Origin of the sequence: Bacillus atrophaeus, assembly GCF_039519175.1 — a bacterium.
GTDB lineage: Bacteria > Bacillota > Bacilli > Bacillales > Bacillaceae > Bacillus > Bacillus atrophaeus.
In genome coordinates this window covers 2580279-2606897 of sequence record NZ_CP154443.1, presented here as the reverse complement: position 1 = coordinate 2606897, position 26619 = coordinate 2580279, and the positions used below count along the sequence as shown (strand labels likewise).

Here is a 26619-nt window from a genome sequence, read left to right as displayed (position 1 = left end):
CTTGCGAAAACTTCATCATGTCATTCCTCCATTCTGAAAAATAAAAAAACCACTTTCCCGAAAGGAAAAGTGGTTTGGAATTTGCATAGATAAAATAACCCAAATACCGCTCCACTTCCCTACGCAGGTTTTAACCTGTTCAAGTTATGAGGGTCTAAAAGTCTCACTTTTATCTCAGCCCTTTTGAAGGGCACCCCTAGTGGTCATACAATTATATTTTAATTTTTACTGCACCTCTATATTAACATGAATCCATTTTTGGTCAAGGTTTATCCTTCCAGTGTTCTTTTCATTTCCGTCACATACTTACGTGATCCGGTCACGATCAGACGGTCACCTGATTGAAGCCTTGTATCTCCATGGGGAACAATGCTGTCCACCCCTCTGAAAATCCTGACAAAAATGACATCTCCCGTTAGAGGGAATTCACGCAAAATTACACCATCGTATTTGCTGTTTTCCATATTAATTTGGTACAGCGAAGATTCCTGGTTTGTGAGCAACTTCATAACACCAGGAGCCTCGATAAGCGCACGCAGCAGTGTCTTAGTGGAAAGCAAAATGGAAAAAGTATTGATGCCTTCCTCCTTTAATTCAGCTTCATGTTCAACTGAGCCGACGCTTGCGATGACGCGTTCCGTTCCTTTTTCTTTGGCGTAAAGAGCAATATCAGCATTTACATCTTCATTACCTGTCGCCACAACGAGGACATCCGTCTCAAATATCCCATGTGACTCAAGGGTTTCACGCTCATAATCAGAAATGGTTTCCACGCTGAAAACAGAGTCTGACAGCTTTTCTTCTGCATTTTCCTGATATACGTGGACCACCCTGACTTCATACTCTTCCTCAGGTAATTCCAATGTTACCGGCAGCGTCATCTGATTGGCGCCAATAAACGTAATGGTCTTTTTCTCCTCCGGCTCCTCTTCTCTTTTAAACAATTTCTTAAAGCCGACAGGCGTTATAATGCTTGCAATGACAGCAACCAAAGTCAGCGCCCCTGACATATTCGCGCTGATGATATGCAGGCGTTCTCCAATCGTCGCAGCCGCAATGACAAGAGAAAGCGTAGACGTCAATAAAAAGCCCGATGCCCATACCGTCCTGTTGTCATACCATTTTTTCAAGTAAAGGACAGGAAGGATTTTGCTCAATAGCAGCGCGATTAAGAGAAGCGGAATCATGATTAAAATCAATGGGTCCTGAAAAAGCGACCAAATGTCTAATTTAACACCGACCATCACGAAGAAAATCGGAATCAAAAAGCCGTAGCCGAAGGAATCCAGCTGCTGCACCAGCTCTTTGTTCGGCGAAAGCAGAGAAACAAGCACACCAGCTAAAAATGCGCCGAGAATATTTTCAGCTCCAAGTGATTCAGACAATGCGACAAGGACGATAATCAACGTGAAAATCGCACGTGTACCAATTTGGATCGTTCCTTTTGACATCGACTCCACGAAAGAACGATGCTTAAAGATCCGCCCGAAGAAATAAAGCACAACTCCGGCTGCAAACAAAATCATTAAGAGCCACATGTTTCCATTATCGTTCCCATACAAGGAAGCAAAAACAGCGAGAAGAATCATAGTAACCAAGTCAGCAATGACAGCCACAAGCAAAATGATCTGCCCGATATTTGAATTCATTATCCGCTCTTCTTTTAAAGTCGGCACAACAACGCCTAAAGAAATGGTTGATATAATCAGCGTCATTAAAAAGGCGTTATCAATAAACCCGGCCAGCACAAATGCATAGGATAGCGCCAAAGATAAAACAAAGATGCCGAGAAAGATGACAGACGCTGTTTTAAATGTATTCGGTGCCTCCTTGCCGTTCGGGAGAAATTGTTTTTTCTTGCCTTTCTCAAAAGACGAAAAATCAATTTCCAGCCCGCTTAAAAACATTAAAAAGATAAATCCGAGCACAGAGAGCGTTTCAAGCCACGTATCACCCTCTACTACTAAATTAAAGCCGCTTTTTCCAATAATTAGCCCCATGATAATCTCAGCTACTACCACGGGGATACTGAGCTTAAAACGATGCAAAAGAATCGGAGTTAAAAATGCGACTACAAGTACAACAACTAAAGAAGCGACAGATGTATGCTCCATATATAAAAAACCTCCTTTAAGAAACCATTCAAAACCAGGATAAAGTGAGTTTTCACAAGCACGAACGGAACCTTTTTTAAAAAAACATAACGTGATTTTAACAAGGTCAGACATGAAAAAAAAGTGATAAGGCTTATTTCTTTTATCAAATACAATTTCTTTCTATAATTTGCACATAAAGCGATGTGATGAGTCACGAGAATTTGCTTCATAATAAATAAAATAACATGAGGAGGATCTAAAAATGGCCTACGATGTAATCGGCGATATTCATGGATGTTATGATGAAATGATCGCATTGATCAAAAAACTCGGCTACACCATCCAAAACGGGGTGCCTGTCCATTCTGACGGCAGAATGCTCGTATTCGCAGGGGATCTGACAGACAGAGGGCCAAAGTCAATCGAGGTTGTTCGATTTGTGGCAAAAGCGTATGAGAAAGGTGCAGTCCGTTATGTCCCGGGAAATCATTGCAATAAACTATACCGTTTTTTAAAAGGAAATCCCGTTAAAGTCCTGCACGGACTTGAAACAACCGAGGCCGAGCTCAAGCAGCTTTCCGATGAGGACAGGACGGCGGTGAAGGAGCAATTTATCAGATTATATGAAAAGGCGCCGCTTTACGACATCTTACATAACGGAGATCTGGTTGTCGCCCATGCTGGCATAAAGGCTGACGATATCGGTAAACAATCAAGGAAAGTAAAGGATTTTGTCCTGTATGGAGATGTAACGGGTGAAACACTGCCGGACGGAAGACCCGTAAGAAGAGATTGGGCCGCCACATATAATGGCAAAGCATGGGTGGTGTACGGCCATACCCCGGTAAAAAAACCAAGAATCGTCAATCGGACTATTAATATTGACACTGGCTGTGTATTCGGAAATCAGCTGACAGCTTTCCGGTTTCCTGAACATGAGACTGTCTCCGTTGAAAGCTCAATGCCGTATGATGAATCACGTTTTCGCGAACAGTAAAAAAAGAGAAGCCAGAGCATTGAGGATGCTCTGGCTTCTTTGTCCTTGAAGGATGGCCGCCGTACATTGAGAGAAGCGTTTGTTAACGGCTTTCCTCTATTAATTGCTGCATATCTTGCGGAACCGGGGCATAAAAGACCATCGTTTCATCCGTCAGCGGGTGGATAAAGGACAGCCTTTCACTGTGGAGGGCCTGTCTGCTGATCTTCTGCCTTGTTCCCCCATACAGCGTGTCACCGCATAAAGGGTGGCCGAGATGGCTCATATGAACACGGATTTGATGGGTTCTACCCGTTTCAAGCTCCAATGTCACCGATGTTAAGCCGTTTGTCTTTTCATTGACTTGAAAATGAGTAACAGCCCGCTGTCCGCCGGGTGTGACCATTCGTTCTATAATGCTGTCCGGCTTTCTGCCGATCGGCGCGTCAACCGTGCCTTCAGCTTGCTCCATGCTGCCGTGCACAACTGCGAGATAGCGCCTTTTGACCAGTCCGTTTTTTTGCCCCGTGGATAAAATGGAATGTGCAAACCGATGCTTCGCAATCAGCATCACACCCGATGTGTCTCTGTCAAGCCGAGTGACAAGATGAACCGTAGCACGCACGCCGTTTTTCTTATAATGGCCGAGGATGCCGTTTGCGATGCTTCCGGAAGGGTGCTCTCTGGAAGGTATAGATGAAACATACGGCTGTTTGTTGATCACAAGCACATGGTCATCTTCATACAACACATGCAACGGAACCGGCTCTGGAAAAAGAGACGCGCTCACCTGTTCCTCGGGAAACTCGAACACCAGTGTGTCTCCAAGCTTCAGTACATATTTTACTGTGACGTGACCGCCGTTAATGAGAATATCTCCGCCTCCGAATTTAATATCCGTCAGCATGCGTTTTGAAATCCCCATCTTTTCGGCGTATTCTTTTACCGTCATGCCCTCATCAGCAGAACTGATCTCTTTCCGAATAAAAAAATTCTTCAATATATTTCCTCGCTTTACTCGCCTTTACCGATAAAGGAATCCTGCACCCTTTTCCAAAATGGAAACGGACGGAATCTTGCGAATCTTACTTTTTCAGAAGCCACTCGGCATTGGATGGATTTCACATCCTTATGAAGGAGCGTCAGATGGTCGATGGTGACTTGAAAATCAACCTCATTTCTCGGTTTGATCACACAAGTATGGTGATCGGGAAGAAGGAGCGGCGAGCCTACCGTACGAAAAACACGGTTATTAATAGATGCCATCTCTGCAAGCTGGATGGCTCTGATAGACGGATGGATGATCGCTCCGCCCAGCGCTTTATTATAAGCGGTGCTTCCCGATGGCGTTGACAGGCAGAGGCCGTCTCCCCGGAATGTTTCGAATAGCTGCCCTTTTATTTCCACGTCAGCCACAAGGCTGCCTTCAATACTCTTAATGGTGCATTCATTCAGCGCCAGATACTTCTCTTCCCGCTCGCCCTCATGATATCTGACAGTTACTTCGAGTATCGGGTATTCCACAATATGATAAGGCGTTTTCGCTATCGCAAGAACAAGCTTTTCAATCTCATGGGGAACCCAATCTGCATAAAACCCAAGATGGCCGGTATGGACACCGACAAAAGCCGTTTTGTCCAAACGTTCGCTGTATCTGTGGAAGGCATAAAGCAACGTTCCGTCTCCGCCGACAGAAATCACGATTTCAGGTTCGTCTTCATCCAATTCCATATCAAAATCCAATAAATACGCCTGTATTTTGCTTTTCAGCGTGTCAGACACGCTGTCTCCTTTTGACGATACGGAAAATTTCACGTCTTCTTCCCCCTTTTCTTATTGATGCTCACTGCCTTTTTTCTTTCTTGAGAAGGCTGCTTGAGCTTCTTGAATCTCACCTCTGATTTCAGACATCTCTTCATCAAGCCGGGATGCCGCTTCGGAAGCCCGCTGAAGCCTCAGCTTTACTTTTTCAGGTATGTTTCCGCTGTATTTATAATTTAATGAATGCTCAATTGTCGCCCAAAAGTTCATCGCAAGCGTACGGACCTGAATTTCAACCAGAACATGTTTTTCACCGGCGGGCGTCTGCAAAGGGTATAAAACAACAAGGTGATAGGAGCGGTACCCGCTTTCTTTATGCTCTGCGATATAATCACGCTTATCCACGACAGTGAAATCTTTCCTTGCAAACAGCATGTCTTTTACCATTTGAATGTCATCCACAAATTGGCACATAATTCTAAGGCCCGCAATATCCTGCATAGTCTCAATTTCATGTAATGGGATGCTTTTCCGTCTGGCTTTCTCCAGAATGCTTGCCACCGGCTTCACCCGGCCTGTCACAAACTCGATCGGCGAATGGTCATCCTCATATTCATAAAGTGTTCTGATTCCCTTCAGCTTCACTTTCAATTCCTCTACTGCCTGGCGGTACGGCACTAAAAACTGCTCCCATTGTTTGTCATCCATCTTACATCCCCCAATTCCGGACCCTAGTTTTTTCTAGAGGAATACACTTCTCACTTTTTCTTCCATTTCCTCACCGTAATTTGCATTATCTTTAATATTTTCTAAAAGGTATTCAAGTTCCTCATGCAGGCCTGACAGCTCTATCATTTGGTTCCCCGCTTCTAAAAATACCGGTTTCCTATCACTGTGGGCCTGTTTCAGTTCCGGCCATACATTTTCCTTTATAATGACATATTCAAATGAATCAGCCAATTCAAGTATGTATACAAAAGCAAAGTGGTCAGAATCAACAAGCATTTGACCTGACGCCTTGCGCTCCGCTTCGTCTCCCTCTGCCTGACATGTAAAGCGAAGCTGATCATCCGTTAATGTTGCATTCATGATTTCAATTCTCTTTTGCATAATGCTCTCCTTTTTTCAACAAAGTACAGATTTATTTTATCATATCAAGATCAATATTGATAAACGTAACATCTAAAGAGATAATAGTAAAAATACGATTTACAGTGCGGAAAGGAAGAAAAGCATGGCCCAGGAAATTGAAATTGAATTTAAAAATCTGCTCACAAAAAACGAGTTTGAAAAACTGACACAAGCTTACCAGCTAGACAATGAGGATTTTGTCTTACAGGAGAACCACTATTTTGATACAGAAAGCTTTGCGCTAAAACATAAGGGTGCAGCCCTGAGAATCCGTAAAAAGAACGGCCGGTATGTGCTGACGTTAAAAGAACCGGCAGCCGTCGGACTTTTAGAAACCCATCAAGCGTTAACGGAAGTGCCAGAATTTGAGAAATTCATTGTTCCGGCCGGCCCTGTTCAGGACCAGCTCGTCCAGCTTGAGGTTGACTGCGAGGCGATCCGCTATTTTGGGTCGCTTGCCACAAATCGGGCAGAAAAAGAATCCGAAAAGGGCTTAATAGTTTTAGACCACAGCCGATATTTAAATAAAGAGGATTTTGAATTGGAATTCGAAGCAGCAGACTGGGATGAAGGCAAACTGGCTTTCGAAAAGCTTCTTCAGCAGTTCAGCATTCCTCAGCGTGAAACAAAAAATAAAATCTTTCGTTTTTATGAACAAAAACGAAAGTCATTATAAGGTGGAATGACAAAGTGAACGTAACGAATTGGGCGGCTCTGCTTCAGCTTCAGGCATTACAATCAATCGCCAGCACAAATACAGGGAGCACTCAAGCCTCAAGCAGCCCGCTTTCAAACTTCAGCTCTTTGCTCAGCCAGTATACACAGAACATAAGCCCGCAGTCCGCATCCTTGGCATCAAACCTGCAAACACAGGCAAACAGTTCTTATAGGCTGTCGCCGTCAATGCTTTCATCTAACAGGCTGGACTCTTTATCAGGCAGCATACCGAATATAGAAGAAAGCGCACCGGAAGCCGTAAGCAGCTCAGCGGCAAATACAGGCCCAGCATTCACAGCAAAAGGCGATTTTTCAATCGACAGCGCCATTAAAAAAGCGGCGGACAAACACGGTGTTGATGAAAACCTGATTCGTGCGGTGATACAGCAGGAATCAGGCTTCAACTCGAAAGCCGTAAGCGGCTCAGGCGCCATGGGACTCATGCAGCTGATGCCGTCAACCGCAAGCTCTCTCGGCGTGTCAAACGCGCTTGACCCTGCGCAAAATATAGAGGGCGGAACAAAATATTTGAAGCAAATGCTGTCCAAATATGACGGAAATGTTTCCATGGCTTTGGCAGCCTATAACGCCGGACCGGGAAATGTGGATAAATACGGAGGCATTCCTCCCTTTAAGGAAACTCAAAACTACGTAAAAAAAGTCACTGCAAACTATTACGCTTAAACCAGAGCGGCTATGAGCCCTCTGGTTTTTTTGCGGAGTGAAATCTTACACATTCATGAATTTAATGTGATATGATATGAAATACAAGCGCGGTACTGTGCGATTTTCCGGCACATCAGGCAAACCCTGAGCGCATAAAAGGCAGTTTGTTTGTAGAAATTAGGCCTTGTTGCTAAAATAAATGGTAGATGAAAATAATAAACACTACATGTACTTTCGCAATAGGAATTATGATTCCTATTAGCCATATTTAAAGGAGTAGTCAACATGGGACAATCGTTTAACGCACCTTATGAAGCGATTGGAGAAGAACTTCTATCGCAACTTGTTGATACTTTTTATGAGCGTGTCGCGTCTCATCCTTTGCTGAAGCCGATATTTCCGAGCGATTTGACAGAAACGGCCAGAAAACAAAAGCAATTTCTGACTCAGTATTTAGGCGGACCGCCTCTTTATACTGAAGAACACGGCCATCCAATGCTCAGAGCACGTCATCTTCCTTTTCCCATCACGCATGAGAGGGCGGATGCATGGCTCAGCTGTATGAGTGACGCAATGGACCATGTCGGTTTAGAAGGGGACATTCGTGAATTCCTGTTCGGGCGGCTGGAATTGACAGCAAGGCATATGGTGAACCAGACAGAAGCGGAGGAACGATCATTTTGACAAACTTTCAACATGACCAATACTTCGCCCATTGCCACGGTCACCCAAAAAAACCGCTGGAAATTTACATGTTTGTTGATCCTTTATGTCCTGAATGCTGGTCCTTAGAGCCTGTCATAAAAAAGCTGAAAATCCGCTACGGCCGTTTTTTTACCCTGCGGATTATTGCAGCCGCAAGTATCACATCTTTAAACAAGCAAAAACGAAAAAAGCATCTTCTGGCGGAGGCTTGGGAAAAAATCGCAAACCGCTCCGGCATGTCCTGTGACGGGACTTTGTGGCTCGAACAAGAACAGCCGCTCTCTTCCCCGTATCTTGCAGCTCTCGCTTTAAAAGCGGCAGAGCTTCAAGGACGAAAAGCCGGAATACAATTTCTCCGCAATATGCAGGAAAGCCTGTTTGTTGCAAAGCAAAATATTACGGAGGAAAAAACGCTGCTGAAGATCGCTGAAAAAACAAAGCTTGATCTTGAAGAATTCAAAAAGGATCTTCACTCTCAAAGTGCGGTTAAAGCGCTCCAATGCGACATGAAGATTGCAGCTGAAATGGATGTTACCGTAAACCCGACTCTTACATTTTTTAATACACAGCATGATGACGAAGGGCTTAAGGTGCCTGGAAATTATTCATATGAGGTGTATGAAGAGATTTTATTCGAAATGCTGGGCGACGAGCCAAAGCCTTCAGAAACACCGCCGCTCGAATGCTTTATTGAATACTTTCGCTTTGTGGCCTCGAAGGAAATTGCACTTGTATATGATTTAACTCTTGAAGAGGTTGAAAGAGAAATGAAAAAACTGGCGTTTGCCAAGAAGGTTGCCAAGGTCGAAGCAAAGCACGGAATGTTTTGGCAGTCTCTTGCCGGCAGCCCCGATCAATTACATTCATGTGAGAAATAGCCGCAGGCGTTTATATCGCTTGGGGCTGTTTTTTTGACCCGAAAACGAACATAAGTTCTATTTAAAGTTATAAAGAAACCGCGCCGGGATAAGCGCGGTTTCATATGTCTTAACGACAACAAAGGGGATGGGAGAAATTTTTCACGGTCAAACAAAGGGGTAATGTTTGTTTGTGATCAATTTCACATCCTTATCATATCAAAAGTTGTCGACTCTTGACAAGCCATACGATTAATGTTCATATTTTTGTCACAAAACATAACTTACCGAATATGTTCATATGCTTGTAATGAACAAGGACGAGGAGGAAGGTCATGCTTTACACAGTTATTTCTATTGTATTGATTGTCTTCTTTTTCTTTTTAAATTTATTAGCCATGATGCACATGCTGCCGATTTACATTACATCTCCCCTATTGTTTCTGTCCATCTTATTTGCCCTGTACCGTTTGAATCACCGCAAAACGTTTAAAGGATTTTAAAGAGCCTGTGCATTCGCTTGCACAGGCTCTCGCTTTTAAGAATGCTTCACTTTTAACAGCAATTCTTCCATTTCATCAAGTTTTTCCTCAAACATTTTGCATGCGGCCTCGATTGGTTCAGGCGATGTCATATCAACGCCCGCTTTTTTCAAAATATCAATCGGGTACTCAGAGCTGCCCGCTTTCAGGAAGTCAACGTACCGGTCAACAGCAGGCTTTCCTTCCTTCAAAATCTGGCTGCTCAGCGCTTGGGCTGCACTATAGCCCGTTGCATATTGATACACATAGTAATTGTAATAAAAATGCGGGATTCTTGACCACTCCAGCCCGATTTCTTTATCAATCACCATATTATCGCCAAAATACTTTTTATTAAGATCATAATACATACTGCTCAGAAGCTCAGGAGTTAACGGTTCTCCCTCTTGCGCTTTCATATGGATTTGATGCTCAAATTCGGCGAACATCGTTTGTCTGAAGACCGTTCCTCTAAAGCCCTCAAGCATATGGTTAAGAAGATATAAGCGCTGCTTTTCATCCTTTAAGTTGTTCAGCATATATTCTCCGAGAAGCGCTTCGTTTGTCGTTGACGCCACTTCAGCGACAAAGATGCTGTAATTGCCATATTGGTATGGCTGATGCTTTCTCGTATAATAGCTGTGCACTGAATGGCCGAATTCATGAACGAGCGTAAACAGGTTATTGACATTATCGTGCCAGTTCATCAAGATATACGGATTCGTGCCGTACGTGCCTGAAGAATAGGCGCCGCTGCGTTTTCCTTTATTTTCGTACACGTCCACCCATCGGTTTTCAAGGCCCTCTTTTAAAATAGACGCATACTCGTCACCTAAAGGAGCAAGCCCTTTGAGCATATACTCTTTCGCTTCGTCATATGTGACCTTCATACCTGCATCCTTCACAAGCGGCGTGTACAAATCATAGATATGAACTTCATCAAGCTCAAGCACTTTCTTTCTCAGCTCGATATAACGGTGTAACAGCGGCAGATGCTTATTAATGGTTTTAATAAGATTATCGTACACTTCCTCAGGAATGCTGTTGTTTGAAAGCGCGGCTTCCCGGGCGGATTTATACTTTTTCACCCTCGCATAGAAATTGTCCTTTTTTACGGTGCCGCTGAGGGTCGTCGCCATTGTGTTTTTATATTGGCCGTATGTTTTGTAAACAGCTTCAAAAGCGTTTTTGCGCACTTCACGGTTTTCGCTTTCCAGAAAGTTAATGAAATTGCCGTGAGTAATCTGCTTTTCTTGCCCATTTTCATCCTTGATGGATGGGAACGTAATATCTGCATTATTCAGTACACTGAAAGTATTTGAAGAAGAAGACAGCGCTTCAGAAGCTTCAGCCAACAATGCTTCCTCTTTTTCGCTTAATACGTGCGGGCGTTCTTTTGTAATTTCCTCAATCGCATGTGAGTAAAGCTTCAGCTCTTCTTTTTCAAGAAGGAATTGCTGCAGTTTTTCTTCTTGTATGGATAAGATTTCAGGAACCATGTACGCGGTTGCGCTTGCAGCTTGTGTATACAGATTGGCAGCCTTGTCATTCAGACCTTGATAAAAGGAATTCCCTGTATCCTGGTCAGAACGCATATGCGCATATGTGTACAGCTTGCCCAATCGTTCCATTACTTTGTCCTGATAAGTAAGGGCTTCGTATAAATTATCCGCAGAATGATCGAGCGTTCCTTTAAATTCAGAAAGATTAGGAATTAACTCTTTCACAGCTTGAAATTCTTTATTCCAGGCCTCATCACTAGGAAAAATATCCTCTAGTTTCCACGTATCTTCTGCCTTTACTTCGCTTCTGTCAGGCAGTTGGTTTGCTTTTTTTTCCTCAGTCATGGTGATCCCCCTCGTTTTCTTTAATTCAAGCCAATTGAAAAAACGGCTGTTTCTCAACAAACTTGTATTGTGATTATCTTCCGGTTTTTCACTGCCATTTGTCAAATCATATGCGGTGAAGAAGACAACGCATGCCAAAAACACAGTAAAAAAGCGAAAAACACTCCGTTTCTTGCCTTTCACATCCAGCCACCACCTTTTCTTTAGGGTGAGCCAAATGAAACGATCTCATTCCCCAAAACAGGTTTGGTCGCGCTCCATAACACCCTCAAGCGTGCGGCAGTCATGAACTGGATTTCACCATATATACTTCTTTCTCACCCTCCATTAAAAATTCCTTCCCGCACAGAAAATTGATGTACTGTTTCAATGCCTCACGTAAAAGCTGTTCGCTATATTCGTACCTTAAATGAATCCGTTTTTTTTGAATCTGCATCTTACAAAATCGAAAAACAGCAGAAAACCTGATGGACATACGCTTTTCTGCGAGGTCGGTCATATACAGATAAAGATGGCCCTGCCATATGAAAACAGGACTTAAAAAAACGGCTCCAAGAGGAATGGGGGCAAATACTTCAGGCGGTAAAAATGGTAGCGGCGTCTGGCGTTTTTCATAAAAAAGGAGCCGAAGATGATTCGCTTCTTTGGATAAAAAACGGGGAGGTTTATGCCGAAAACGGGTAATGGCGTTTTGCCAGGCAGCAGGCTGAAAGGAAGGCGCGGATGCTGAGAACCACATATCCTTCACATTTGCTTTTGTGAGCGGGATTGCTTCGAGTGAGGCGCAGGCATAATTCGCATAGAACGGGGTAATATGATGGAGCTTATAGAAGGAGCGTGCTTCCGGACAGTAAAACAACAGGAACTGCCGTGGATTCTCCTTCATGAATTGCCAATGAAAAGCAGATAGCTGGAAAAAGTGCCTTGACGTGCGTTTTAAACGGTTTCCGCCGATGATCCAGAGCGGTTCAGCCCCTGCTTGCTTTAAGCCTTGCGTGCGTTTATATAAGAGGTCTGGAGCGAGGTTCGCGCATTGAAATTCAAAAGCCAGCATGTCTCCTTGTACATTTGCCATAATGTCAGGCCTTTGCTGTATGCTTTTTACATATGGCTCCAGAACAGGTGAGCATCCTTTCGCTTTCAGCCAAGAATAAAGCTGCTTTTTCCCTTCTAAATGGTAGGCGCTCTCCGGTTCAAACTCTATGGTGCAAGCTTTATTCTGCTTATGGGCAAAATGCGGAGCTTTTAAAGAGCCGAGCTTGACATCGAGCTGTTCTCTGCAAACCGGACAAAAGAATTTCGTTTTTCTCAATTCCGATGCTTCTGTTGCAGCATATCTTTCTTTCATCAGGTAAACAGTCTTACCTTCTGATGTCACAGCACTAAACAATATCCATCTCTCCCTTCCAGATTCTTTATGAATTCTGTAAGAAGATGATGAATTCCTGTTGTCTTTTCTTTCTATAAAAACGTCATACTCCCATTTTCCACCCTCAAAATTGTGTTTTCGGATAAGAAAAAAACCGATTTCCGTTAAGAAATCGGTCTGCTATGATGCAAAGTGTTTTTTTATTGTATCCAGAACATCCTCTGAAATAATCAGCTTGCCGTATTCTTCGATGCGGTGTATGCTGATTGAGGATTCATATGTGTACTCTAACAGGATGCTTAGCTGATTTTCAACCTCTTCATCAGACATTTCTTGAAAATCTACATATAAATAATACCGGTTTTCAAACGAATAAAGCGTCGTTTTGCTTCCGTTTACGTTCAAATTTGAAAGAGAAATCAAGTCCTCAAAATCATCAAACCGCAAGACGAATTGAAGCTTTTGCTCCTTCTCTTCTTGATTGTCGGCTTGCTCTTCTTTTTGAAAATCATCCAGCAAGGCATCGAGATTCTCATCTGCTTGTTCTTGCTTTTTATCTTCAGGTATCGGCAGTTCGAGCTTTTGTCCGTCTTTAGAAAGCTGGGCTTTTGTAACGATAATCTCCAAGCCTTTATCGAGTGCCTGAACTTGAATCCAAAGAGGACCTTCTACAGCGAATTCTTCTTCCTCATGAACTTCATCCATGACTTCCCAGAACAGTTCTTCACTGCGCTCACGGTTATACCAAATCTCTTCTCTGTCGAAACCGCGGTCTTCAATATCTCCATATGACATATAAAACTTTACAGTATGTTCGTTTATTCTTTCTATTTCCATTTTGCCAACCTTCCCTTCTATATAAGATGTTGAAGGGACATCTAAGCTCCCGATTAATTGTACTTTACTACACTTTACCCATTCCGTCCACATCTTAACCTTGTCCCCAAGACAGTGTGAAATTCTTTATATTTCTATTTTATGATAAAACAGTCACAAAAGAAATAAAAATGCATTATCGGCTGAAAAACGGCTTGTCTTCTGCCCGCTATCATAAAAAATAACCCGCTTCATATATTAGTTGTACAAGCGATGAAACAAAAAGCGAGGTGCCTGTACATGGAGCATGATTATCTGTTTTCGCTGCTGCTCATCATCGGGATAGATCTGATCCTCGGCGGAGATAACGCTGTTGTGATTGCGATGGCTTGCAGGAACTTACCGGAAAAACAAAGACAAAAAGCGATTATCTTCGGAACCTTTATTGCGGTGGCCATGCGGGTCGGGCTTACGAGTGCAGCGGTGTATCTGCTGAAAGTTCCTTTTCTGCAATGCGCCGGCGGAGTGTTTCTTTTATATCTCGGTTACCAGCTGCTTATTGAAAAGAAAAACACCCAGCACGTAAAAAGCAGCACCTCCTTATGGAAGGCCATTCGGACGATTGTCCTCGCCGATCTCTTTATGTCGCTTGACAATGTTATAGCAGTGGCCGGGGCATCACACGGCGACCTTTTTCTCGTGATGGTCGGTTTATTTGTATCAGTTCCGATTATTATTTGGGGCAGCAAACTGATTCACATTGCGCTGAATAGGGTGCCGCTTTTGATTTATGCAGGAAGCGGGCTGCTGGCATATACAGGAGGAGAAATGATTGTCAGAGATCAAAAGCTGTCTTATTTTATGGCGCAGCATAGTCTTGTTGAAACGCTGCTTCCTGTTCTGACAGTTGTGTTTGTTATCCTTGCCAGCATTTATTATGAACAGATCGCTGACAAAAAATAAAGAAGGCTGATAAAACATCAGCCTTCTTTTATATATTAATTAGCTAAACGCTGTGCTTCTCTTAACTGGAAGGAGCGGACTTTTCTTGGTAAGAAACGTCTGATCTCATCTTCATTGTAGCCGACCTGCAAACGTTTTTCATCGATGATAATCGGGCGGCGAAGCAGTCCCGGATGTTCATTGATCAATGTGTATAAATCTTGAAGCGGCATTGATTCAACATTTACGTTAAGCTTTTGGAATACTTTTGAACGGGTGGAAATGATTTCGTCCGTTCCGTCTTCCGTCATGCGTAAAATTTGTTTTATTTCATCAATTGATAAAGGTTCAGAGAAAATGTTTCTTTCTTCAAATGGAATCTCGTGCTCTTCCAGCCACGCTCTTGCTTTTCTGCATGAAGTACAGCTTGGTGATGTGTATAATGTAACCATTTAATCTTCACTCCTCTAATTAGTAGGATGAACATGTTTTTTATTCTTAAATTGAAATAACTCTAAAAAAGGAATCTTTATAGGTATTATACTATAAAAAAGTAAGTGTGAATAGTGTCCTAAGAAAAAAATGTGTCAATCCGGCAAATTTTCACGATCAAACCATCTTTATATTCTCAATTAGCTTAGCTGATCGAAAATGTTTTTTTGTTTTTTATCATCAATGACCTTTAGGACCTCATCCGTTTTTTCGTATGAATCTCCGTACCATTGTTCATCTTTATAGATATGAATTTTTTCATATGTCTGCTTCATCGCTTCTAACATTTCTTCTTCAGATTCTGTTTTTGGTGACCAGTACAAAATCTCCATTTTGTTCACTTCATTCGTAGCCAATGAACGGCGCTGGTACCCAATTGACTGAGCATGCTTAAAATGCTCTCTTTGGTAAAATTTCAGGCGCTTCTCTGTATCTGCATCATCTTCATCCACAGGCTCAACCTCAAGCAATATCGGTTTGTTTTTCTTTTTCAGTTCACCGATCAATTTGCCTCCGAGTCCCTGCCCTCTTGCGTCTTTCGATATATACAGATAATCAATAAAGATAAAAGAATCAAACTCCGCATACATTAATACGTGATGTTTGCCTTCTTCTTTATGGTAAATATCGCTTCGTTCTTTTAACAAAGCTTCCATATGCGCTTTGGATTTCATTTCCTCAATTGGAAAGTATTCATTTAACTTTTGGTACCAGTTCATTGATCTGCTCCTTATGAGTTCGTTATCTTCACACTCTTAGATATACCCCATTTCTTTTTGTTTAAACAGCCTTACATCTATTAAGACGAACAAGCCTAAAACTTGGTTTCATTTTTTTTCAGACAAAAAAAACGGAGCCTCTGCTCCGTTTTAATCAAGCGGCGTGTAATCCACATCTTTTGTATAATGATTTGCCGCGTCCCAAAGTAAAAACTCATCAATGCCTGCTTCGTTCAACGCCTTAATTTGGTCTTCAATCTGCTGTTTTCCGTAGTGCTGATAATTGCCGCTTCCAAGATAAGAGGCTGTAAAATCTTGAAGCCATGGCCGTGATGAAGGCGGATTTTTCAGTTTTCCGAGTTTGCTATTTTCTACTTTAGCGTATTCCTTTATGACTTTGTATGGTTCAAGGTCCGGCTTATCAATTCCGAAATAGCTTGTCCAGTGACTCGGATAAATCATGGAAGAAATAACATCAACATGCTCGGAAATTTTGCTGAAATTCTGTCCGATGCCCGGCGCTTCAGGCAGCGTGGCGGAATAACCAAAAATATCGGCGGATACATCAACGCCGTACGGCTTCAGTTTATCTTTCGCATAACTGACAAAATCGGTGACCGCGTGTACACGTTTTTGGACATTATCATCAGCGCTTTTTCCATACTCTCCATGATCGTAAGTCAGTTCATCATCCCGTTTTTCAAAGCCTTCAGGAAAGCGTACGTAGTCAAACTGAACTTCTTTAAATCCCATTTTGGCTGCTTCTTTTGCTAAGTTCACGTTGTAATTCCAAACTTCTTTCATAAATGGGTTGACAAACGATTCCCCGCGCCCGTTTTTCCAGACACTTCCGTCTTTTTCTTTGAAGGACCATTCAGGCTTTTTATTCGCAAGAACCGTGTCTTTAAATACGACAATTCTAGCTATCGGATAGATATGTTTCTCTTCCATTTTTTTAAGCATCGCTTTTGGGTCTTTGATGTATTTCTTACTGATATCGTAATATGGAGAATTTTTATCAGGCTGGTAAGTGAGATTTCCGTTATCATCTTTTACGTCAATGACCATAGTGTTCAATTCTGTTTTCTCAACAAAATCAGTCAGAGAATCAAATCTGCTGCCGCCCGCTGAATGTCCCGTCACGTAAATTCCTCTCACCGCGTCAGGATATGTAAAATGAAAGCCCGAATCATACGCGAATCTGGACATCCCTTTAGGCAGTTCTTTCTTTTCGAGAGCTACTTTTAATAAAGGCTGCGGTTCTTTCTGCGCTGCTTCCGCCGGATAGGCCGCAAAACTGAGAAGCAAGCCTGCTATGATTGAATACTTCATAAAACGCACAATTATCCCCTCCTGGCTTCCATTATAGGAAAATGAGGGGTCGCTTGGTAAGTTTCAATGTGCGCGGGCTTGATTCTGATAATGAGAAAGCCTCGGCTTTAGCTATTGCAATGACGAAAGTAATCAAATACAAAACAGCCGCAGCCGTGAAGGCAAAACGTGCATTTGTTCCTTCCGCGATCTGCCCCATAATCGGCTACGGCACAGTACTCCAAGAAGTAAACAGCGCGTTTTTCGCCGCCATGATGGCTGCCCGGCTTTTTGCAAGAGAAATAGATACCGGCTGCCTCCCCTCCATTTTCTTCTATTATAATAAACATCATCAATACCGCGAACATTTCATAAAAAAACCTTCAAGATGGCTGACTCTTGAAGGTTTTGGAACGTGCTTATTTGTATGATTGAAATTCCGCTTCCGTACACATAACAAAATGCCCTGGTGAAGCTTCACGGAACTCCATCTTTTCCCCGTCCTTTAATTGATGGACGGACGGATCATACTTGTGGCGGATCCGGTTTCTTTCGTAATCCGGATCGGGAAGCGGAATTGCAGAAAGCAATGATTTTGTATATGGATGAAGCGGGTTTTCATAGAGTTCGTCAGCCGGAGCCAGTTCCACCAGCTTTCCGAAATACATGACACCGATTCGATCACTGATATATTTGACCATGGATAAATCATGGGCAATAAACAGATATGTGAGTCCTTTCTCCTTTTGCAATTCCTTCATTAAATTGACAACCTGTGCCTGAATGGAAACATCCAGTGCAGAAATCGGTTCGTCCGCAATGATAAAATCAGGATCAACGGCCAGCGCTCTGGCAATCCCGATACGCTGGCGCTGCCCTCCTGAAAATTCATGGGGGTAACGATTGGCGTGTTCCTTGTTCAGACCGACGGTTTCAAGCAGCTCTTGGACGCGCTGCATGCGTTCTTTTTTCGTCTTTGTCAGCTTATGAATGTCGAGGCCCTCCGCAATGATATCAGCAACAGTCATTCTCGGATTCAGAGAGGCGTATGGATCTTGGAAAATCATTTGCATTTTTCGGTTGAATTCGAGCAGCTTTTTACGGGATTTTTTCCCGTGGACATTTTCACCGTTGAACAGAACCTCTCCGTCCGTTGCATCGTACAGTCGAATGATGCTTCGGCCTGTTGTGGATTTTCCGCACCCGGATTCGCCGACAAGGCCAAGCGTTTCTCCTCTGTAGATATCAAAAGAAAGATCATCTACAGCTTTTACCGTACCTTTAGATGTGAAAAAATGCTGTTTTAAATGTTTGATTTCAAGTAATTTCTCAGTCACTTCATTCACCTTCTTCCACTAGGACAGGGATTTCATACGTATGTTGCAGCTGGCGCATTTTTGCTTTGACCGCTTCCGGAGGCTCAACCTTCGGCGCATCGGGATGGAGCAACCACGATTTCACATAATGCGTATCGGAAATTTTGTACATCGGCGGCTCCTGTTCAAAGTCAATTTTCATCGCATACGAGCTGCGAAGCGCAAACGCATCTCCTTTTGGAGGATTTGTCAGATCAGGCGGCGTTCCCGGAATAGCCGTCAGCTGTTCATCACCCGTGCTTTCAAGGCTTGGCATGGACGCAAGCAGCCCCCATGTATACGGGTGTCTCGGATTGTAAAAGATTTCGTCAACGGTGCCTGTTTCAACAATCTGGCCTGCGTACATCACGGCCACACGGTCCGCCACATTGGCTACAACACCAAGGTCATGCGTGATAAAGATAATGGATGTGTCAATTTTCTTCTGCAGATCTTTCATCAATTCTAAAATCTGAGCTTGTATCGTCACATCGAGTGCGGTTGTAGGTTCATCGGCTATTAACAGCTTCGGGTTTGCCGCAAGCGCCATGGCAATGACCACACGCTGCCTCATCCCGCCTGAAAATTCATGAGGAAACTGATTGACCCGTTTTTCCGGCATCGGAATCCCTACAAGATCAAGTAATTCAACAGCACGTTTAGCTGCGGCATCTTTAGAGATTTTCTCATGTTTAAAAAGTACTTCTGTAATTTGTTTGCCGACTTTCATCGTCGGGTTTAAAGACGTCATCGGATCTTGAAATATCATGCCGATTTCTTTGCCTCGGATTGACTGCATGTCTTTTTCTGACATAGGCACCAGATCCCTGCCGTCAAATAAAATCTGGCCGCGCTTGAAGTAACCCGGCGGCATCGGAATCAGCTTCATAATTGCTTGGGAAGTCACACTCTTTCCGGAACCTGACTCTCCCACGATCGCCAATGTTTCTCCTTTATTCAGATGAAAATTCACCCCGCGGATCGCCTGAACCTCTCCGCCGTATGTTTTAAATGAAATTGCTAAGTCTTTTACTTCTAATAGGCGTGTCACCCGTATCACTCCCTTATTTACGTAACTTAGGATCCAGCGCGTCTCTCAATCCGTCACCGACCACGTTAAAGCCAAACATCGTGATGCAAATAAAACCGGCAGGGAAAAACAAACGCCAAGGATAGTAGGTCAATGCAGGCAATCCGTCAGAAGCCATCGTTCCCCAGCTTGCAAGCGGGGCAGGAACTCCCAGTCCCAAATAACTTAGAAATGCTTCTGTAAAGATCGCAGTCGGAACAGTTAAGGTCATTGTGACCAAAATCGGTCCCATCGCGTTAGGCACGATATGTTTAAACAGCAAACGTGAGGTTTTTGCTCCTAAAGTTTGTGAAGCCAGCACATATTCCTGGTTCTTCAGCTGAAGGACTTGTCCGCGGACAATTCTTGCCATATTGATCCACCCGGTAATCGTCATCGCGATAATAATCGTCATTAAGCCCTTTGGCAGCACGACCATTAACAAAATAACCATTAGTAATGAAGGAACAGCCCATAAAATATCTGCAATACGCATCATAATCTCGTCAGTTCGTCCTCCGCGGAAACCTGAAATGCTTCCCCAAATGACGCCGATCAATAAGTCAAGAACGGCTGCGGCTACACCGATGAAGATAGAAATCCGCGCGCCGACCCATGTCCTGACAAATATATCCCTTCCCAGGTCATCTGTTCCGAACCAATGATCTTTTGACGGCGGCTTGTCAGCATTTAATAGATTGGTAGTGGAATAATCATATTTTGAGAACAAAGGCGCAAAAATAGCCATAAGTACGATAAGAATGATAATCACAAGTCCGACCATCGCAAGCTTGTTGCTGCGAAAGCGCAGCATCGCATCTTTCCAAAGGGAAAGGCTCTTTTTAGATATTTTCTCAGCATCTCTGGCATCCGCTGCAGCTGGTTCAAACATGTCTTTTGGAATATTCTGCATGGCCTAGGCTCCTTTCTTTGCTTTGGAAAGCTTGATTCTTGGATCGATGATTCCGTATAGCACGTCTACTATAAGTACGCATAAAAGCAGAATAACACTGAAGAAAACCGTTACGCCCATGATTACAGTGTAATCCCGATTGGAAATACTGTTTACAAAGTGGGCGCCCAATCCGGGTATACCGAAAATCGTTTCAATGATAAAGCTTCCTGTTAAAACTTGCGCAGCCATCGGGCCCACATATGTAACGACCGGCAAAAGTGCGTTTCTCAGCGCGTGCCTTACCGTTACAATCGGTCTTGATAAGCCTTTCGCTTTCGCTGTCCGAATATAATCACTGTTTAATACTTCTATCATACTTGAACGGGAAAGTCTGGCGATAAATGCCATCGGCATCGAAGCGAGCGCAATTGAAGGCAAAAAGGTGTATGCCCAGGAATCCCATCCTGCGACAGGAAAAATCCCCAGTTTCATAGAGAATATGTATTGTAAGACAGCCGCCATGATAAAACTCGGAACTGAAATACCGAAAATCGTTAAAATTGCAACTGTATAATCCTGCCACTTATTATGATAAAGAGCCGCAATAACCCCAAACAATACACCAAACGCTAAAGCGAGGAGAATGGCTTCTGCTCCAAGAGTAAATGAAACGGGGAAACCTGAACTGATCAAATCATTAACGCTTTGGCCTTTATATTTAAAAGATGGTCCGAAATCCCATACCGCTACTGATTTTAAGTAGCTGACATATTGGACAAAAAGCGGCTTGTCCAAGCCGTAATGCGAATTTAAGTTAGCTTCAATTTCAGGCGGAAGTTTTCTTTCACCCGCAAATGGCCCGCCCGGTGCTGCCTGCATTAAGAAGAATGTTACGGTTACAATCACAAATAACGTGATAATCATATAAACTAAACGTCTTCCGATATACTTTAGCAAAGGGATACACCTCCATGTTTTTTGCATTTTTATACTCCATCAGTAAGAAAGGTATACGGGGAACCCTTCCCCATATACCTTAAAATCTTTTGTTTTCAGATGAAGAACCTATTTAAAATAAGCATTTCTAAAATAAATCTCACCAGTACCCGTCAGGATTGCGCCTTTTAGGTTTTCGTCCTGCACCCATGGATCAGTATAGAAATAGATCGGGGCAACAGGCATTTCATCAATAAAGATGCCCTCTGCTTTTTTAAGCAGTTTCGCACGCTTCGTTTCGTCTATTTCCGTTTGAGAATCATTCAGAAGTTTTTTGAATTCAGCGTTTTCCCAGCCTGTATCATTGTTGCCGCCTTCTTTATCTTTGAACAATTCAAGGAAGGTGATCGGGTCATTATAATCGGCAAGCCAGCCCAAACGGCCGATTTGATAGTCTTGGCTGTGAAGCTTGTCGATGTAGACATTCCATTCGGAATTATCAAGCTCTACATTGACGCCAAGGTTCTTTTTCCACATTTCCTGGACGGCTTGAGCAATTTTCGCGTGGGCGTCATCCGTGTTGTAAGATACTTTAACCGTCGGCAGTTCAGATGCTTTGCTCAGACCCATTTCTTTGAGCCCTTTTTCCAGATATTCTTTTGCCGTTTTAACATCATTATCTTTGAAGTAGCCTTTGTCGTTGTCTTCAAATCCCTTCATTGTCGGCGGAACGGCAGCCGTAGCCGGGATTTGCTCTCCTTGCGTCACATTTTCAACAATAGATTGACGGTTGATTGAATAACTTAACGCTTTACGGATGTTCACATTATTCAATGGCTTAGCTTCAGTATTAAATTTGTACCAGTACACTCCCGCAATCGGTTCTACATGAAGAGAACCGTCTTTTTTCAAGCTTGGAAGTGATTCTGTCGGAAGCTGCCCAAGCGGCATACCCGCCCAATCCAGCTCTCCCGCTTGGAATTTTTTCAGCTCAGTGTTGTTGTTATTAATCATGGTCATGTTGATATTTTTCAGCTTGACTTTGTCTTTATCCCAATACTGGTCGTTCTTTTCAAGTTTGATAGAACCGCTGTGTTTCCATGACGCTAATTTGAATGGCCCGTTTGAGACATAATCGTCACCGGCATTCGTGTTCCATTTTTTATTTTTCTCTGCAATTTTTTTATTAATCGGCATATAAGTATAGAACGCGGTTAACTGAGTGAAATAAGGTGTCGGGTTATTCAATTCAACCTTTAATGTTTTGTCGTTTTCCGCTTTTACACCAACATCGTCAAGGCTGCCTTTGCCTGTGTTTGCAGCTTCAGCGCCTTTGATGTAATAAAGTTCGTAAGCATATTGTGACTCGTTCGCCGGGTCAAGCGCCCATTTCCAGGCATACTCGAAATCTTCGGCAGTTACCGGATCTCCGTTTGACCATTTCGCGCCGTCACGGATCGTAAAGGTATATGTTTTTCCATCGTCACTTTTTTCGATCTTTGAAGCTGCTCCTTCTTCAGGTTCCCCGTCTGAATTGATACGAGTCAATCCTTCAAAAGTCTGGCGAATGACTCCGCCGGACACTGAATCATTAGCCAATCCAGGATGCAGTGAAAAAGGCTCAGTTTTAATATTTATATTCAGTGTTGTTTTCCCTTTACTGTCTTTACCATCACCACTGCTGTTAGTTCCGCCGCCAAAGCCGCATGCGCTTAAGACGAGAGTGAAAATAAGCAGCAAACTTACAATCGACCAACGCTTCTTCAATGAAGTAGCCCCCCTAAAATAATTTTTCAGCTCCTTACGGCTAAATCCTCAGAAATATCAGACAAATGAACCTATGTTTTCGTAACATTTACTCAGTTCCGTCTATTCTGATTATTTTTTGTAAAAAAGCTGTAACAAAGAAGTGAACAAGTTCATTATAATGAAACAAATAATTTATTGCAATATTATTTTTTCAATTTAAAATATTTAAACTTCGTCAGTTTTTCTCTCAAAAACGAGATATACTTCGATGTTTTAAAGCGGAAATTGACTAAATTTTTTTGAGATTTTCCAGTTCGTAATGCTTTTTACATATAATAATAAGCGGAAAATCATTGATATTCTTTATCATTTAGCGGCCTGAAGACATGTGCTATTCGATGGGCAGCTACAAATAAATTGGTAAAAATGGTGTTTTTACTTGATGACATTTGGTTATAATTGATTTATAATGAAGCAATCAAATGTAAACTTTGCTATGAAAAAGAGTAGTACACATTCACCCCGTTTACAGAGAGTCTGCGATGCTGGGAGCAGATAATGGGCAATGTGGAATGGACTTTGGAGCAGCTGACCGAACTTGAAGTAGGCTCAGACGGAGCAGTCTCCGTTACCAACGTCTGGAGTGATTCCATTTTAATGGAATAATCAGGGTGGCACCACGGTTCATTCGTCCCTTTTTTATAGAGGGAGAATGGGCCTTTTTTATTATGCAGTAGAAATGAGGATGATGTTCAAATGAAAAAAACGATTTTTTCCGGCATTCAGCCGAGCGGCTCAGTAACACTAGGCAACTATATTGGAGCGATGAAACAATTTGTCGACTTGCAGCACGACTATAACGGTTACTTCTGTATCGTTGACCAGCATGCGATTACAGTTCCCCAGGACCGTCTTGAATTGCGGAAGAATATACGTAATCTTGCGGCGCTGTATTTGGCAGTCGGGCTTGATCCTGAAAAAGCAACACTGTTTATACAATCAGAGGTACCCGCTCATGCCCAGGCCGGATGGATGCTGCAATGTGTCGCTTATATCGGTGAACTCGAACGCATGACGCAATTTAAGGACAAGTCTAAAGGCAAGGAAGCCGTTGTTTCCGGACTGTTAACATACCCGCCGTTAATGGCCGGTGATATTTTGCTGTATGGCACAGATCTTGTTCCTGTCGGCGAGGATCAAAAGCAGCATCTTGAACTGACGCGAAATCTTGCCGAGCGCTTCAACAAAAAATATAACGATATTTTCACGATTCCTGAGGTTAAGATTCCGAAGGTCGGGGCGCGTATTATGTCTCTGGCTGATCCCCTCAAAAAAATGAGCAAATCAGATCCAAACCAAAAAGCGTTTATCACACTGCTTGATGATCCAAAGCAGCTTGAAAAGAAAATCAAAAGCGCTGTGACGGACTCTGAAGGTATTGTGAAATTTGATAAAGAAAACAAGCCCGGTGTTTCAAACCTTCTTACGATTTATTCAATCCTTGGCAACACTACAGTTGAAGAGCTTGAAGCGAAATATGAAGGCAAAGGCTACGGCGAGTTTAAAAGCGATGTAGCCGAGGTTGTAGTCGGTGCGTTAAAGCCGATCCAAGACCGCTATTACGAATTAATCGAAACAGATGAATTAGACCGGATTCTTGATGAAGGCGCTGAACGCGCTAACAAAACAGCCGGCAAAATGCTGAAAAAAATGGAGAACGCAATGGGTCTCGGACGGAAAAGACGCTAATTGAAAAAACCGCTTTTTGCTTTGAAGCAAAGAGCGGTTTTTATTTAATTCACTTTCGATTCATTTTCCATTTCCCATAACTTTTCGAAAAACGGCTGTCCTTTTATCAGGTTTTCGCAAAACGAGAGATGCTTGTCCGACCAGCCTTCGATTGTCTCGTTGTAAAGCATGTTCCATATCTCTTCAAAGCTCATTCTCTTGATCTGCCCGTACATATGCGGATTCCATTCAGTGTACCAATAAGCGATCTCGGCTCTGTTATTGAGCCCTTTCAGCTGATCAAGCGCCATAAACATGAGCTGTTTAATTTGGCGTTCTTTCCTCGTCAGCCCTCTGACATGCTCCGGCGCCAAGGACAAAATGTGGTATTCCTTAGAAGATTCCAGTTTGTTCGGTTCAAATTCATAGGTTTCAGGTTCTACATCCTTAATCATTTCATATACAAGCTGTTCCTGTCTCGGAATCAGGCGGCTTTTTCTGACCGGGATGGTATAGCCGATTGTATCAACGGCCAAGATGCCGATTCCGTCCGTCACCACAAAGCAGTACTCAAGCTTCGTCCGCTCATGGTTTTTTCTGATATACGATTTTTGATGGACACCATCGAGCAATTCTTTCGGAAGCTCTGATAGATCATTTTCTATGTAATGATACAACACCGACGGGACTCTCAAAAGAGGCACCTGATCCAAAAGCTCTACCGTATCCTCCTTGCGCCATTCGTGAAAGTGGCATACATTGTAGCCATTCTCTTCCCCTTCAAACCAATTCACCCACACATCATGAAGAAATAACATCTCTGACCCCTCACTTTATAAAAACTGTTGTCCACAGTATAGGCAAGGAAGAGAGAAATTATTCCAATGAAAATGATGAAATATATAAGCGGCGGTCGACTTATTATTTTTTCAGGCATAATAAAAAGCAGATTCTCTATGAAGATAATCTCACAATAGAAACCTGCTTTTCATTTTGTTTTTGTCACTGATTCTGACATTAGTTTCGTTTTTCTTTTATTTAATATTTTTCGGATCAAGCGCATCACGCAGCCCATCTCCGACGAAGTTAAAGCACAGAACGGTAATTAAAATAAATAGCCCGGGAAATAACGGGTACCACCACGCTTGAATCATAAGCGTGAAGTTTTGCGCATCCTGCAGCATATTCCCCCAGCTTGCGATCGGGGGCTGGATGCCGAAGCCCAGGTAGCTTAATGTTGACTCCGCTAAAATGACGCCGCCTACTTTAAGAGTAGCAGACACAATAATCGGTCCGAGGCTATTAGGCAAAATATGCGAAAAGATAATTTTGTAATTTCTTGTCCCGATCGTTTTAGCAGCTAAAACAAATTCCCTTGAGCGGAGTGATAAAAACTCTCCCCTTACAAGACGCGCCGTCGTTGTCCACCCTGTTAATGAAAAAATCAAAATCAGTTTATCCATCCCCGGCTGGAATATCGTTACTAATGTGATCAGAAGAAAAATATCAGGAATGGATAGTACTACATCAACCGTTCTCATCAAGATGGCGTCCACAATTCCTTTAAAATATCCGGCAATCGCCCCAACGACCGTACCGATTGTAATCGCACCTATTACAGAAGCAAATCCTACAAGCAACGATACACGTGCCCCATATAAGATTCTTGTAAAGATATCGCGGCCGAATTTATCTGTCCCCATCAGATTTTGAGCGCTCGGCGGCTTTAATTTATTGATAAGGCTCTGGCTTTCTGGTGAATAAGGCGCAACGAATGGCGCAAACACCGCCAGCAGAATGATAATCGTTAATATAAATCCTCCTGCTACAGCCAGTTTGTTTTTAAAAAACTTTTCAAAAAAGATTTTTGTCATTGTTTCTGGTTTTTCACGAATGTTTTCCTTCAGCTTAACCTCATTAGAGGGTGTCGCAGTATTTGGTTGTGACATGTTATCTCTCCC

The 26619-nt window shown here is 42.9% G+C and carries 25 protein-coding genes, 2 pseudogenes, 1 riboswitch and 1 other annotated feature; of the genes and pseudogenes, 9 read left to right on the top strand and 18 right to left on the bottom strand.

Translation table 11 applies throughout. From position 1 onward, the window contains the following. Positions 1–99: 99 nt before the first annotated feature. Positions 100–208, bottom strand: a riboswitch (TPP riboswitch). A gap of 61 nt (positions 209–269) precedes the next feature. Next, the gene (locus AAHT65_RS13125; RefSeq protein WP_010788254.1) at positions 270–2114 is read right to left on the bottom strand and encodes a monovalent cation:proton antiporter family protein; all 1845 of its coding nucleotides are present in this window, start codon (positions 2112–2114) and stop codon (positions 270–272) included. 244 nt (positions 2115–2358) lie between these two features. On the opposite strand from AAHT65_RS13125, the gene prpE reads away from it, so the two are divergent. Next, positions 2359–3093, top strand: coding sequence for a bis(5'-nucleosyl)-tetraphosphatase PrpE (gene prpE / locus AAHT65_RS13120; protein ID WP_343310338.1), 735 nt, complete (start codon positions 2359–2361; stop codon positions 3091–3093). Between the two features lie 82 nt (positions 3094–3175). Here the strand turns inward: prpE and AAHT65_RS13115 are convergent, their stop codons facing one another. From AAHT65_RS13115 to AAHT65_RS13100, 4 genes are read right to left on the bottom strand one after another with little or no spacing between them, the layout of a single operon-like run. Further along, positions 3176–4072 (bottom strand): RluA family pseudouridine synthase, encoded by an 897-nt coding sequence (locus AAHT65_RS13115; protein WP_181279817.1) that lies wholly within the window; start codon positions 4070–4072, stop codon positions 3176–3178. 14 nt (positions 4073–4086) lie between these two features. Next, complete coding sequence (locus AAHT65_RS13110; protein ID WP_010788251.1) at positions 4087–4887, bottom strand: NAD kinase; 801 nt, start codon at positions 4885–4887, stop codon at positions 4087–4089. An 18-nt stretch (positions 4888–4905) separates the two neighbouring features. After that, on the bottom strand, positions 4906–5541 hold the full coding sequence (gene yjbM / locus AAHT65_RS13105; RefSeq protein WP_010788250.1) for a GTP diphosphokinase: 636 nt from the start codon (positions 5539–5541) through the stop codon (positions 4906–4908). A 33-nt stretch (positions 5542–5574) separates the two neighbouring features. Continuing rightward, positions 5575–5943: a hypothetical protein gene (locus tag AAHT65_RS13100; RefSeq protein ID WP_343310337.1), complete on the bottom strand. Its 369-nt coding sequence runs from the start codon at positions 5941–5943 to the stop codon at positions 5575–5577. 124 nt (positions 5944–6067) lie between these two features. On the opposite strand from AAHT65_RS13100, the gene AAHT65_RS13095 reads away from it, so the two are divergent. The 5 genes and pseudogenes from AAHT65_RS13095 (at position 6068) to AAHT65_RS13075 (ending at position 9412) form a co-directional block, all read left to right on the top strand. Then, on the top strand, positions 6068–6640 hold the full coding sequence (locus AAHT65_RS13095; protein WP_010788248.1) for a CYTH domain-containing protein: 573 nt from the start codon (positions 6068–6070) through the stop codon (positions 6638–6640). Positions 6641–7008: 368 nt separating this feature from the next. After that, positions 7009–7356, top strand: a pseudogene (locus tag AAHT65_RS21650) (lytic transglycosylase domain-containing protein); the annotation flags it as partial. 276 nt (positions 7357–7632) lie between these two features. Continuing rightward, positions 7633–8031: a hemoglobin-like protein HbO gene (locus AAHT65_RS13085; RefSeq protein ID WP_010788246.1), complete on the top strand. Its 399-nt coding sequence runs from the start codon at positions 7633–7635 to the stop codon at positions 8029–8031. Continuing rightward, on the top strand, positions 8028–8930 hold the full coding sequence (gene spxH / locus AAHT65_RS13080) for a protease adaptor protein SpxH (protein ID WP_003327572.1): 903 nt from the start codon (positions 8028–8030) through the stop codon (positions 8928–8930). The genes AAHT65_RS13085 and spxH overlap by 4 nt, the downstream gene beginning before the upstream one ends. Positions 8931–9244: 314 nt before the next feature. Beyond that, a complete protein-coding gene (locus AAHT65_RS13075; protein WP_003327573.1) occupies positions 9245–9412 on the top strand; it encodes a hypothetical protein in 168 nt (55 codons plus the stop codon). 35 nt (positions 9413–9447) lie between these two features. On the opposite strand, the gene pepF is transcribed toward AAHT65_RS13075, so the two are convergent. The 3 genes and pseudogenes from pepF to mecA all read right to left on the bottom strand — a co-directional run bounded on the left by pepF (position 9448) and on the right by mecA (position 13483). Beyond that, positions 9448–11277, bottom strand: a complete 1830-nt coding sequence (pepF, locus tag AAHT65_RS13070) for an oligoendopeptidase F (RefSeq protein ID WP_167375115.1) — start codon at positions 11275–11277, stop codon at positions 9448–9450. Positions 11278–11505: 228 nt separating this feature from the next. Beyond that, positions 11506–12667: pseudogene (locus AAHT65_RS13065) on the bottom strand (competence protein CoiA family protein). Between the two features lie 159 nt (positions 12668–12826). Continuing rightward, positions 12827–13483, bottom strand: a complete 657-nt coding sequence (mecA, locus tag AAHT65_RS13060; protein ID WP_010788243.1) for an adaptor protein MecA — start codon at positions 13481–13483, stop codon at positions 12827–12829. Positions 13484–13762: 279 nt separating this feature from the next. Here mecA and AAHT65_RS13050 point away from each other — a divergent pair, with 279 nt between their 5' ends. Then, on the top strand, positions 13763–14425 hold the full coding sequence (locus AAHT65_RS13050; protein ID WP_106271877.1) for a TerC family protein: 663 nt from the start codon (positions 13763–13765) through the stop codon (positions 14423–14425). Positions 14426–14460: 35 nt separating this feature from the next. Here AAHT65_RS13050 and spx read toward each other — a convergent pair whose 3' ends face one another. The 3 genes from spx to AAHT65_RS13035 form a co-directional block, all read right to left on the bottom strand. Then, positions 14461–14856, bottom strand: a complete 396-nt coding sequence (spx, locus tag AAHT65_RS13045; protein WP_003327578.1) for a transcriptional regulator Spx — start codon at positions 14854–14856, stop codon at positions 14461–14463. A 180-nt stretch (positions 14857–15036) separates the two neighbouring features. Beyond that, entirely contained in the window at positions 15037–15615 is a 579-nt protein-coding gene (locus tag AAHT65_RS13040; protein ID WP_003327580.1) for a GNAT family N-acetyltransferase, read from the bottom strand. Between the two features lie 150 nt (positions 15616–15765). Further along, positions 15766–16947 carry a putative glycoside hydrolase gene (locus AAHT65_RS13035; protein WP_395939609.1) on the bottom strand — a complete coding sequence of 394 codons (1182 nt, stop codon included), beginning with the start codon at positions 16945–16947 and terminating at the stop codon, positions 15766–15768. Positions 16948–17000: 53 nt separating this feature from the next. Between AAHT65_RS13035 and AAHT65_RS13030 the strand changes: the two genes are divergently transcribed. Then, entirely contained in the window at positions 17001–17357 is a 357-nt protein-coding gene (locus tag AAHT65_RS13030; RefSeq protein ID WP_343310335.1) for a hypothetical protein, read from the top strand. On the opposite strand, the gene oppF is transcribed toward AAHT65_RS13030, so the two are convergent. The 5 genes from oppF to AAHT65_RS13005 all read right to left on the bottom strand — a co-directional run bounded on the left by oppF (position 17346) and on the right by AAHT65_RS13005 (position 22948). Beyond that, a complete protein-coding gene (gene oppF / locus AAHT65_RS13025) occupies positions 17346–18263 on the bottom strand; it encodes an oligopeptide ABC transporter ATP-binding protein OppF (protein WP_035175065.1) in 918 nt (305 codons plus the stop codon). The two genes, AAHT65_RS13030 and oppF, sit on opposite strands and share 12 nt — an antisense overlap. Before the next feature lies 1 nt (position 18264). Beyond that, on the bottom strand, positions 18265–19341 hold the full coding sequence (locus AAHT65_RS13020; RefSeq protein ID WP_106034591.1) for an ABC transporter ATP-binding protein: 1077 nt from the start codon (positions 19339–19341) through the stop codon (positions 18265–18267). A gap of 4 nt (positions 19342–19345) precedes the next feature. Continuing rightward, positions 19346–20263, bottom strand: a complete 918-nt coding sequence (oppC, locus tag AAHT65_RS13015) for an oligopeptide ABC transporter permease OppC (RefSeq protein WP_003327585.1) — start codon at positions 20261–20263, stop codon at positions 19346–19348. A 3-nt stretch (positions 20264–20266) separates the two neighbouring features. Then, entirely contained in the window at positions 20267–21202 is a 936-nt protein-coding gene (gene oppB / locus AAHT65_RS13010) for an oligopeptide ABC transporter permease OppB (RefSeq protein ID WP_035175064.1), read from the bottom strand. Positions 21203–21310: 108 nt separating this feature from the next. After that, entirely contained in the window at positions 21311–22948 is a 1638-nt protein-coding gene (locus AAHT65_RS13005) for a peptide ABC transporter substrate-binding protein (RefSeq protein WP_258729010.1), read from the bottom strand. 469 nt (positions 22949–23417) lie between these two features. Beyond that, positions 23418–23629: a binding site (T-box leader), on the top strand. A gap of 57 nt (positions 23630–23686) precedes the next feature. Between AAHT65_RS13005 and trpS the strand changes: the two genes are divergently transcribed. Continuing rightward, the gene (trpS, locus tag AAHT65_RS13000) at positions 23687–24679 is read left to right on the top strand and encodes a tryptophan--tRNA ligase (protein WP_061571221.1); all 993 of its coding nucleotides are present in this window, start codon (positions 23687–23689) and stop codon (positions 24677–24679) included. A 44-nt stretch (positions 24680–24723) separates the two neighbouring features. Here the strand turns inward: trpS and AAHT65_RS12995 are convergent, their stop codons facing one another. Together AAHT65_RS12995 and opp4C are read right to left on the bottom strand one after the other, a co-directional pair. After that, positions 24724–25476 (bottom strand): YjbA family protein, encoded by a 753-nt coding sequence (locus AAHT65_RS12995; protein ID WP_010788236.1) that lies wholly within the window; start codon positions 25474–25476, stop codon positions 24724–24726. 216 nt (positions 25477–25692) lie between these two features. Beyond that, complete coding sequence (gene opp4C / locus AAHT65_RS12990; protein WP_003327591.1) at positions 25693–26607, bottom strand: oligopeptide ABC transporter permease; 915 nt, start codon at positions 26605–26607, stop codon at positions 25693–25695. Positions 26608–26619 lie beyond the last annotated feature (12 nt).

What these genes read in the sequence shown, in the direction of transcription:
- AAHT65_RS13125 (WP_010788254.1), bottom strand. Translation starts at nt 2,114, where the DNA reads ATGGAGCATACATCTGTCGCTTCTTTAGTTGTTGTACTTGTAGTCGCA.
- prpE (WP_343310338.1), top strand. Translation starts at nt 2,359, where the DNA reads ATGGCCTACGATGTAATCGGCGATATTCATGGATGTTATGATGAAATG.
- yjbM (WP_010788250.1), bottom strand. Translation starts at nt 5,541, where the DNA reads ATGGATGACAAACAATGGGAGCAGTTTTTAGTGCCGTACCGCCAGGCA.
- AAHT65_RS13100 (WP_343310337.1), bottom strand. Translation starts at nt 5,943, where the DNA reads ATGCAAAAGAGAATTGAAATCATGAATGCAACATTAACGGATGATCAG.
- AAHT65_RS13095 (WP_010788248.1), top strand. Translation starts at nt 6,068, where the DNA reads ATGGCCCAGGAAATTGAAATTGAATTTAAAAATCTGCTCACAAAAAAC.
- AAHT65_RS13085 (WP_010788246.1), top strand. Translation starts at nt 7,633, where the DNA reads ATGGGACAATCGTTTAACGCACCTTATGAAGCGATTGGAGAAGAACTT.
- AAHT65_RS13075 (WP_003327573.1), top strand. Translation starts at nt 9,245, where the DNA reads ATGCTTTACACAGTTATTTCTATTGTATTGATTGTCTTCTTTTTCTTT.
- pepF (WP_167375115.1), bottom strand. Translation starts at nt 11,277, where the DNA reads ATGACTGAGGAAAAAAAAGCAAACCAACTGCCTGACAGAAGCGAAGTA.
- mecA (WP_010788243.1), bottom strand. Translation starts at nt 13,483, where the DNA reads ATGGAAATAGAAAGAATAAACGAACATACTGTAAAGTTTTATATGTCA.
- AAHT65_RS13050 (WP_106271877.1), top strand. Translation starts at nt 13,763, where the DNA reads ATGGAGCATGATTATCTGTTTTCGCTGCTGCTCATCATCGGGATAGAT.
- spx (WP_003327578.1), bottom strand. Translation starts at nt 14,856, where the DNA reads ATGGTTACATTATACACATCACCAAGCTGTACTTCATGCAGAAAAGCA.
- AAHT65_RS13040 (WP_003327580.1), bottom strand. Translation starts at nt 15,615, where the DNA reads ATGAACTGGTACCAAAAGTTAAATGAATACTTTCCAATTGAGGAAATG.
- AAHT65_RS13035 (WP_395939609.1), bottom strand. Translation starts at nt 16,947, where the DNA reads ATGAAGTATTCAATCATAGCAGGCTTGCTTCTCAGTTTTGCGGCCTAT.
- oppC (WP_003327585.1), bottom strand. Translation starts at nt 20,263, where the DNA reads ATGCAGAATATTCCAAAAGACATGTTTGAACCAGCTGCAGCGGATGCC.
- trpS (WP_061571221.1), top strand. Translation starts at nt 23,687, where the DNA reads ATGAAAAAAACGATTTTTTCCGGCATTCAGCCGAGCGGCTCAGTAACA.
- AAHT65_RS12995 (WP_010788236.1), bottom strand. Translation starts at nt 25,476, where the DNA reads ATGTTATTTCTTCATGATGTGTGGGTGAATTGGTTTGAAGGGGAAGAG.
- opp4C (WP_003327591.1), bottom strand. Translation starts at nt 26,607, where the DNA reads ATGTCACAACCAAATACTGCGACACCCTCTAATGAGGTTAAGCTGAAG.